8 protein-coding genes are annotated in these 8088 nt (G+C 41.2%); 4 read left to right on the top strand and 4 right to left on the bottom strand.

The annotated features are described in order from the left end of the window. The first annotated feature begins 216 nt into the window (after positions 1-216). From PN499_RS13915 to PN499_RS13905, 3 genes are all read left to right on the top strand, one after another. Positions 217-1281: an anthranilate phosphoribosyltransferase family protein gene (locus tag PN499_RS13915; protein WP_272032564.1), complete on the top strand. Its 1065-nt coding sequence runs from the start codon at positions 217-219 to the stop codon at positions 1279-1281. Positions 1282-1416: 135 nt separating this feature from the next. Continuing rightward, positions 1417-2013: a molybdenum cofactor guanylyltransferase gene (locus PN499_RS13910; protein ID WP_272032563.1), complete on the top strand. Its 597-nt coding sequence runs from the start codon at positions 1417-1419 to the stop codon at positions 2011-2013. Next, entirely contained in the window at positions 2006-3208 is a 1203-nt protein-coding gene (locus PN499_RS13905) for an aminotransferase class V-fold PLP-dependent enzyme (RefSeq protein WP_272032561.1), read from the top strand. The genes PN499_RS13910 and PN499_RS13905 overlap by 8 nt, the downstream gene beginning before the upstream one ends. A gap of 67 nt (positions 3209-3275) precedes the next feature. On the opposite strand, the gene PN499_RS13900 is transcribed toward PN499_RS13905, so the two are convergent. From PN499_RS13900 to hemW, 4 genes are all read right to left on the bottom strand, one after another. Further along, positions 3276-4205, bottom strand: a complete 930-nt coding sequence (locus PN499_RS13900; RefSeq protein WP_272032560.1) for a hypothetical protein — start codon at positions 4203-4205, stop codon at positions 3276-3278. Between the two features lie 164 nt (positions 4206-4369). Further along, positions 4370-4627: a DUF1830 domain-containing protein gene (locus tag PN499_RS13895; RefSeq protein ID WP_272032559.1), complete on the bottom strand. Its 258-nt coding sequence runs from the start codon at positions 4625-4627 to the stop codon at positions 4370-4372. A gap of 102 nt (positions 4628-4729) precedes the next feature. Beyond that, on the bottom strand, positions 4730-4990 hold the full coding sequence (locus PN499_RS13890) for a hypothetical protein (RefSeq protein ID WP_334311688.1): 261 nt from the start codon (positions 4988-4990) through the stop codon (positions 4730-4732). A gap of 226 nt (positions 4991-5216) precedes the next feature. After that, positions 5217-6527 (bottom strand): radical SAM family heme chaperone HemW, encoded by a 1311-nt coding sequence (gene hemW / locus PN499_RS13885; RefSeq protein WP_272032558.1) that lies wholly within the window; start codon positions 6525-6527, stop codon positions 5217-5219. A gap of 144 nt (positions 6528-6671) precedes the next feature. Here hemW and PN499_RS13880 point away from each other — a divergent pair, with 144 nt between their 5' ends. Continuing rightward, positions 6672-7751, top strand: coding sequence for a PIN/TRAM domain-containing protein (locus tag PN499_RS13880; RefSeq protein ID WP_272032557.1), 1080 nt, complete (start codon positions 6672-6674; stop codon positions 7749-7751). Positions 7752-8088: the final 337 nt, after the last annotated feature.

The raw sequence follows: 8088 nt of genomic DNA, 5'->3' as shown, positions 1-8088 counted from the left end.
ATAAATTGTAAGGTGGGCGCTCGCCTCTCTCAAGAATTAAAAATGTAAAATTAAAAATTAAAAATTTAATTAATTTCCTTTTTAATTTTTAACTTTTAATTTTTAATTGATTTAGCTATGAGTTACAGACTTGGGCGGCGAGCGCCCACCCTACGTTTAATTTTGTCTAACAACCAACAACTAACAACTAACAACTAACAACTAACAAAATTAATTATGAGTGACAAATTTAGAGAATTAGTGCGAAAAATCGGCAGTGGAGTGCATACAGGAGAAAATTTAACTCGTTCTGAAGCAGCAACAGCAACTAGAATGATGCTGCTAGCAGAAGCAACACCAGCCCAAATTGGGGCCTTTATGATCTCTCATCGGATCAAACGGCCTACTGGTGAAGAATTGGCGGGAATGCTTGACGCTTATGATGAACTAGGGCCGCGATTGAAACCGATAGCTACTGGTAAATTTGCTAACGTACCACCAACTGTGTTTGGAGTGCCTTATGATGGGCGATCGCGTACAGCACCAATATCTCCTTTAACTGCTCTAATTTTAGCCTCAGCGGGCGCTCCTGCGATTATGCACGGTGGCAATACAATGCCTACAAAAGAAGGCGTTCCTCTAATTGACATTTGGCAAGGTTTAGGCATTGACTGGACAAAACTTTCTCTAGAACAAGTTCAACAAGTTTTGGAATCTACAGGTTTAGGTTTTGTCTATATTTGTACGCACTTTCCTCAAGCTGATAGTTTAGTTTTATACCGTCGTGAAATTGGGAAACGACCGCCTTTTGCTACAATGGAGTTAATGTGGTGTCCATATTTAGGTGATGCTCACATTGTTTGCGGCTACGTGCATCCACCTACAGAAAATATGTTCCAAGAAGCCTTTAAATTGCGGGGAACCAATAATTTTACAACAGTTAAAGGATTAGAAGGTAGCTGCGATTTGCCGCGAGATAGAACTGCAATTATCGGTATTTCTAAATCAGATCGACCTTTTGAAAGATTACTTTTAGCTCACGGAGATTACGGTTTTAGCAATAAAAATCCTCCTCTAGATTCTACTTCGGAGTTGGTAGCACAGATGCAGTCAGTTTTGCGCGGTGAACCCTCGGAATTAATGCAATCTACTCTCTGGAATGGCGCTTTTTACCTATGGCGGTGCGGAATTTGCCCGGATATGAATTCTGGTTTAGGTAAAGCTGAAAGTTTATTAATGAGCCGTAAGGTACGGGATAAACTTGAAGAGATTTCAACCCTAATTATCTCATTATCATCTTAATCATCTTAATGATGTCATTGTGAACAATCTTGATTATGTCATTGCGAACAATTTTACTTATGTCATTGCGAACGTAGTGAAGCAATCTCATTTTTTATGAGACCAGCTAGTAAATCCTAATTGATATTTTAAAACATGACTAATAACCAAATTGCTGTTCTTATTCTTGCTGGCGGTCAAAGTTCGCGGATGGGAGAAGATAAGGCACTATTATTAATAAATGGAAAACCATTTTTACAGCAAGTATATGAAGTTGCGGCTTCTCTAACTCCCCAGGTTTATATTCTCACACCTTGGCGCGATCGCTATCAAGAGAATTTAACGGGAGATTATAAATTTCTGTTAGAATCTGATCGTGGTAGCGGGCCGTTAGTTGCTTTATCTGAGGGATTAGCTCAAATTTCGGCTGAATGGATATTACTTTTAGCCTGCGATTTACCTTTATTAAAAACAGATATTCTTCAGGATTGGATCGATCGGTTAAATCAAGTACCTAATTCTATTTTAGCAGTTGTACCATACCAAAACTCAAGATGGGAACCTTTGTGTGGATTTTATCGTAAACAAGCTTTACCAGAATTGCGGAATTTTATTGACAAAGGAGGGCGATCGTTTCAAAATTGGTTAAGGGAAATTGATGCAATACCTCTTTCTTTAGGGGAACGAGAAGCAAAAATGCTATGGAATTGTAACACGCCAGTCGAATTTAAGGAATTAAAACATAATGAATAACGTTAAATATACTGAGAAATCTCTATCTGAACATTGGTTACTAGATCGAGATATTACTTTTCTCAATCACGGCGCTTTTGGTGCTTGTCCGATTCCAGTTTTGGCTGCACAAACAGAGTTTCGTCAACAGTTGGAACGGGAACCTTTGCGCTTTTTTATGCGAGAATTTGAGCCACTTTTGGATAATGCTCGTATTAAATTAGCTGAGTTTGTTGGTGCTAATGCCGATGAATTAGTATTTGTCCCAAATGCAACGACGGGAGTAAATGCGGTTTTGCGTTCTCTTTCTTTCTCTTCCAATGACGAGTTACTAACAACAAATCAGGAATATAATGCTTGTCGAAATGTACTTAATTTTGTAGCCGATCGCACTGGTGCTAAAATAGTAGTAGCACAAGTCCCATTTCCTATTGAGTCACCCGATCAAGTTATTGAAGCAGTAATGAAGTGCGTTACGCCAAGAACGCGGTTAGCTTTATTAGACCATGTAGTAAGTCAAACTGGTTTAATTTTTCCCATTCAGCAGTTAGTAAAAGAGTTGGCTAATTGCGGTGTGGATACATTAGTTGACGGAGCACACGCACCAGGAATGTTAGCATTGAATTTGCATGAAATTGGCTCTGCCTATTATACTGGAAATTGTCATAAATGGTTATCTGCACCAAAAGGTGCGGGTTTTTTGTATGTGAAACCAGATAAACAAGAGGAAATTCGGCCTGCGGTTATCAGTCATGGTGCTAATTCTCCTCGCAGTGATAAGTCGCGTTTTCAATTGGAATTTGACTGGATGGGAACGGACGATCCGAGTGCCTATTTATCTGTACCTGTGGCTATTGACTTTATGGGTTCTTTACTAACAGGTGGATGGAAGGAATTGAGGGAAAGAAATCATAAGATGGCGTTGGCAGGTAGGCAAATATTGATGGAGAAATTGGGGTTATTACTCCCTTGTCCTGATGAAATGATTGGTTCGATGGCTGTTATTGCTTTGCCAGATGGAGATGCTGATGTTGTTAAAAAGGGAGAGTTACCACCGATTCAAAATGAGTTATGGGAGAAGTTTAAAATAGAGGTTCCGGTGATGCCTTGGCCGGATGCGAGTAAGCGGTTAGTGAGGATTTCGGCTCAGGTTTATAATAGTTTGTCGCAGTATGAATATTTGGCTGAGGCCTTGGTTGAGTTGTTGGGTTGTTGACAGATAGAATTACCTATCGACTACTAGCTAATCCAGTACGATAAGTAGATGAAAATAAAGTAACTTACTAAGGATTGTATTCAAATACTCTCGAATGCTTAAATCCAATCCAATCACCAGTAGGTGTACAACCAAGGTCATAACCGCAACCAACATCCCAAAAACTGAGGGTAAAACACTTGCGGTTTTTAAGGTATCTATTCATAAATAGACTAATTTGATCTCGATTATTTTCCCAACCATCTCGCTCGCCATATAGTGAAAGCCTTCCATTAAAATCAAGCATAGTAGTTGCTTCTAGTGTAAGTTCAATAGCCTTTACTAAGTCTGATGACGAAGTACAAAAAAGTTGGTGATCGTAGCTATATTTGTAATCACCATAGTAATAACCGTAGATTTCAAGAGGTTTTAGTCTGGCGAGAATCTTATTAATCTTTCCCACTATTTCTTGAGTATCCACATTTCCTGATTGACAGGAAGTTAGTGAAATAATTTCAGGATGTTTTGCACGGTAGTAAGGTTGCCAAACTTGATCTGGTACGGTAGGAGCAATACAAATCCAGTCTTGACTTGAGGTTTGACCTAAAACTATACAATGCTTAAATCTTTGTATATTAAGACTCTCTGGATTAGCAAAACCAGTGATAGTATATGCTTGTAGGTTTTGTAAGCTTTTGTTTAGAAAATAAACCAATGCCTGATAATAACTTACTCGTTCTCTTTGTAAAGAAGGATTCCAATATCTGTTTTTGCGTTCTTGACGCATTGGCGCGTATTGAATACACTCGGTTTTCTGATTAGTTGGAGTTCCCCAATATTCTATATTTTGCCAATGTTTGATAGCTTGCTCTGGTTTAATCGAATTAACAAAGCCTTCGGAAATCAAAAGATTCCAGACGTTAAAGTATTTTTGATTATCTGTATTCCAAACAAATATTGTATTAGCATTTTTATAAAGCTCAAGAATTCCCAGAAGTTTTTCTGTTTCAGAACTCATAAAAAATATATTTTTCGTAAAGTTAAAGTATTGTAGCTTGATATCTCCTTATTTTTTGTTTAAGTTCAGTTAATCGAGAAGTTGAGTAGCGATCGCCCTCTCAAAAAAAAGACCGATCGCCCTCCTTCACTAAAATCCAGTTAATTCTACACCGCAGAGTCAGTTTATTCCTCAACCCGCAACTCATCGCACAAAAATTTATCAAAAGCAACTGCACCCGTCTCCACACTTTGCCAAATTTCCAACTCCGCCTCCGGCAACGCTTCAAATAATAAACGCTCACCGGGAAAAACCGTCCGCTCAAAATACCAATTAGTAATATTCACAATCCGAGCAATCTGCATCATGCTAGTCTCATTCACATAACAGCAAAGAATTCGTCCAGAGAGTTCAGAAGGTAGCCGATCGAGAGTTAAAGTCATATCCTTAAGTTTCTATTCAAATTGTGTAACTAATCACCAACCCTACTCACCTAATTATAGCCGAGAAGAAGCTATCGCAAAATCGGCCACCCGTTCATTTGATTAATTTAAACTTCGGTTGGCGATCGCCTCACCTATAAAGTCGGACTCGCAAGAAGGCGCAAACGGCGTTAACGCCAAAGAACACGCCTTCCACACACCTTGAACTGTTACATTTAGCAGTTGGCAATTACCGCCCCGTCTCCCGTGAAGTTGGTAATGAGTACAAAGACTACACCTAGAGGGAAAGTCTTTGCCACGCAAGCCAATCGCAGGGTCAGAGCTGGTGCGGCTATCATTACTTTCGAGAGTCAGAGCGTTCATTTAAGAGCTTCTCCTAGTTCATATCTCTCAAAGTATGACAGTCAGCTATTTTCGCCTACGTCTATCTAAAGATTCAGTTGAGTTGGGAAGGGTCTATTCCTAGGGATCGATAAAAATTATATCAACTTTAAGAGTAATGGTACGGGGATCAACAAAAAATAGTTACGTTCCTCCCAGGCTCTCAAACTTTCTCAGGGTAAGGATAAGAGCGGTTCTATGTCTTAGGTCATAGTTGCCCATCCTCTTCCAACTTGCTAAACAAAGTCGCTAAAATTGTATTGGAAAATAAGAATCCTTCAGGATCGCTCAACCTTAGATAGCCGCAGGAAGGTAGTTTTTGACCATCTCTGATATTCAATAGCAAGCCGTTATCCCCAGCAATTTCTACCCATTTTTGTCGATAGTAAGGTTGCAAACAACTCCAAATCTTCTCAAGCGTATTTTCTCCAAATTTTTGCGCGATCGCTTCCAGACTCACACCCTGGGCCAAACGCAATCCCAGCATCACCGTTTCCAACAAAACATCATGGGAAGTCATCGGAGTTTCAGCAACTTTTACCGATGTCGAATCCTCCACCCACTGATAATATTCTTTCCTAGTGCGCGATCGCGTCAATCGCACTCCCTGCAAATAACTCGCCGCCCCCATCCCAAAACCATAATAAGGACGATTTTCCCAATAAACCCGATTATGGCGGCACTGATAACCAGATCGAGCATAGTTAGAAATCTCATAATGTTCGTAGCCAGCTTCAGTTAAAATTTGCTGTGCTAAGCGATACATTTGAGCCGCCGTTTCATCCGCTGGCAAAGGCTCAATTCCCGATTGAAAGTAACGCCCAAAAGCCGTTACAGGCTCTAAAACTAAATCGTAACAAGATAAGTGAGCTGGAGCAATGGCAACCGCCGCCGCCAGAGAAAGTTGCCACTGTTCTAAACTTTGGTGCGGCAGACCAGAAATCAGGTCTAAACTGAAATTAGTAATTTCTGCTTTTTGCACCAAATCCACCGCCTCATAAATATCAGCAACACAGTGCGATCGCCCGCAAACCCGCAATAACTCATCCTGAAAAGCTTGCACCCCCAAACTCACCCGATTTACCCCCGCCGCCTTATATCCCTGCAACTGCTCTAAACTAAACGTAGCAGGGTCAATTTCCATCGAAATTTCCGCCTCCGCAGCAATCCCAAATTGGCGATCGAGAGCCTCCAAAATCCGGTTTAACTGACTAACTGACAACAGCGAAGGCGTGCCCCCACCAAAAAAAACCGTCTGCAAAGATTGACAAAACCCCGCACTGAGGGCAATTTCCCGGCACAAAACCGTAACATATTCCTGAATCGTCCCTGAATCTTCGCTATTTTTGCGTGGATTCCGCCCCCCGTAGGCATCCCCCACCACAGAAACCGGGAAATCGCAGTAAAAGCAGCGACGGCGGCAAAAAGGAATGTGTAGATATGCCGAACTGGGAAGATCGCAGGCAAATTGCCCCTCTGTCTTAAATTGCGATCGCGCCGGATTTACAGTCAAACTCATTGCATCATACCTGTGATTTGAAATCTACATTCTTAATAAAATCTTTATTAATAATTAAGTTGGGATTTCCGTACCAATCTATGTCAAAATAATACCATCACTTGAAAGATATAATAAGATCGGCAAAATTATTCGTCTAAAACAATGCTTGATGCAATCATAATTATTTCATTCATAATCGCAGGAGCGGGGATAGGCTTCTATGGGGTCGATCTGCTACCACCCAACCTCCTAGTGCAAGTCACCAACATCGAAGGCTTGAGATCGGTATTGGGCGCTTTTGGCACATTAATCGGCTTCGTCTTCGGATTAGTGGGTCAAACCACCTATCGGCGCGTAGAAAAGCAAGTTCGCGATATGCCCCTTGAAGTCTTACTGACTCGCGCCATCGGTTTAATCGTCGGACTGCTCGTTGCTAACTTAATGCTAGCACCGCTTTTCCTGTTACCCATCCCTCGCGAATTCGGTTTCATCAAACCTCTAGTCGCAGTCCTCGGTAGCGTCATTTTCGGCTTCACCGGAGTCAACTTAGCGGACACTCACGGCAGAGGCTTCTTGCGGCTAATCAATCCCAACAGTTTAGATACAGTATTAGTAGCAGAAGGCACTTTTAAACCAGCGCCTACCAAAGTTTTAGATACTAGCTGCATCATTGATGGCCGAATTGAAAACTTACTGGAAACTGGTTTTTTAGAAGGTCAAATCTTAGTACCGCAGTTTGTTTTACAAGAATTGCAACTAATAGCTGATGCTGCTAACGATCAAAAGCGGGCGCGAGGACGGCGGGGTCTGGATATTCTTAACAGCATGAAAGAAACTTATCCAGATCGCATTCAAATTCACTCTGCTGACTATGAAGATTTAGCAACAGTAGATGCTAAATTAGTCCGTTTTGCCCAAGATATTAACGGTACTTTACTAACTAATGACTACAATTTGTCTAAGGTAGCAAGCGTACAGAAAGTAGCGGTTTTGAATATCAACGATCTAACTCAGGCATTACGTCCGAGTTATTTGCCGGGAGACACCATCGAACTCAAAATCCGCAAGGAAGGCAAGGAACCATCTCAGGGGATTGGCTATTTAGAAGATGGTACAATGGTAGTAGTGGAAGCTGGCAGCAGCTATGTCGGTGGCGAAGTTAGAGTAGTCGTTACCAGTGCCTTACAAACTTCTGCGGGTAGGATGATTTTTGCCCGTACCCAAGAGTCAGTAACTGCTTAATTATGAGAGAATGGCTAGAGCAATTAGAGTTAAATATTGCGATATCTGTTCCTACACTGCCCCCATTCTCTATCGAGTTCGATATGATGAATCGGGGCAGTTGTTTTTTGTTGGCTTTAGCAGTTGGAAAACGGTAAGCCAACATAATCTTTATTTATGCAGGACTTACGCACCCAACCAAAGAAACCAGGTTTTTTTCTGGGGGGGTGACAATCCGGCCCAAAGGCTTATGGGGTAAAGATTGAGCCGAGTTGTGGTAAAAAAAGATAGGCAGCCAAATTGTTACACGCTTGCCTATCGAAAAACATAATGTTACCCTCATTTTATCAGATCCACT

Source organism: Kamptonema animale CS-326 (assembly GCF_028330895.1).
Classification (GTDB): domain Bacteria; phylum Cyanobacteriota; class Cyanobacteriia; order Cyanobacteriales; family Microcoleaceae; genus Kamptonema; species Kamptonema formosum.
Note: the sequence above shows the minus strand (reverse complement) of the source record. Positions and strands in the feature narration are given on the sequence as shown.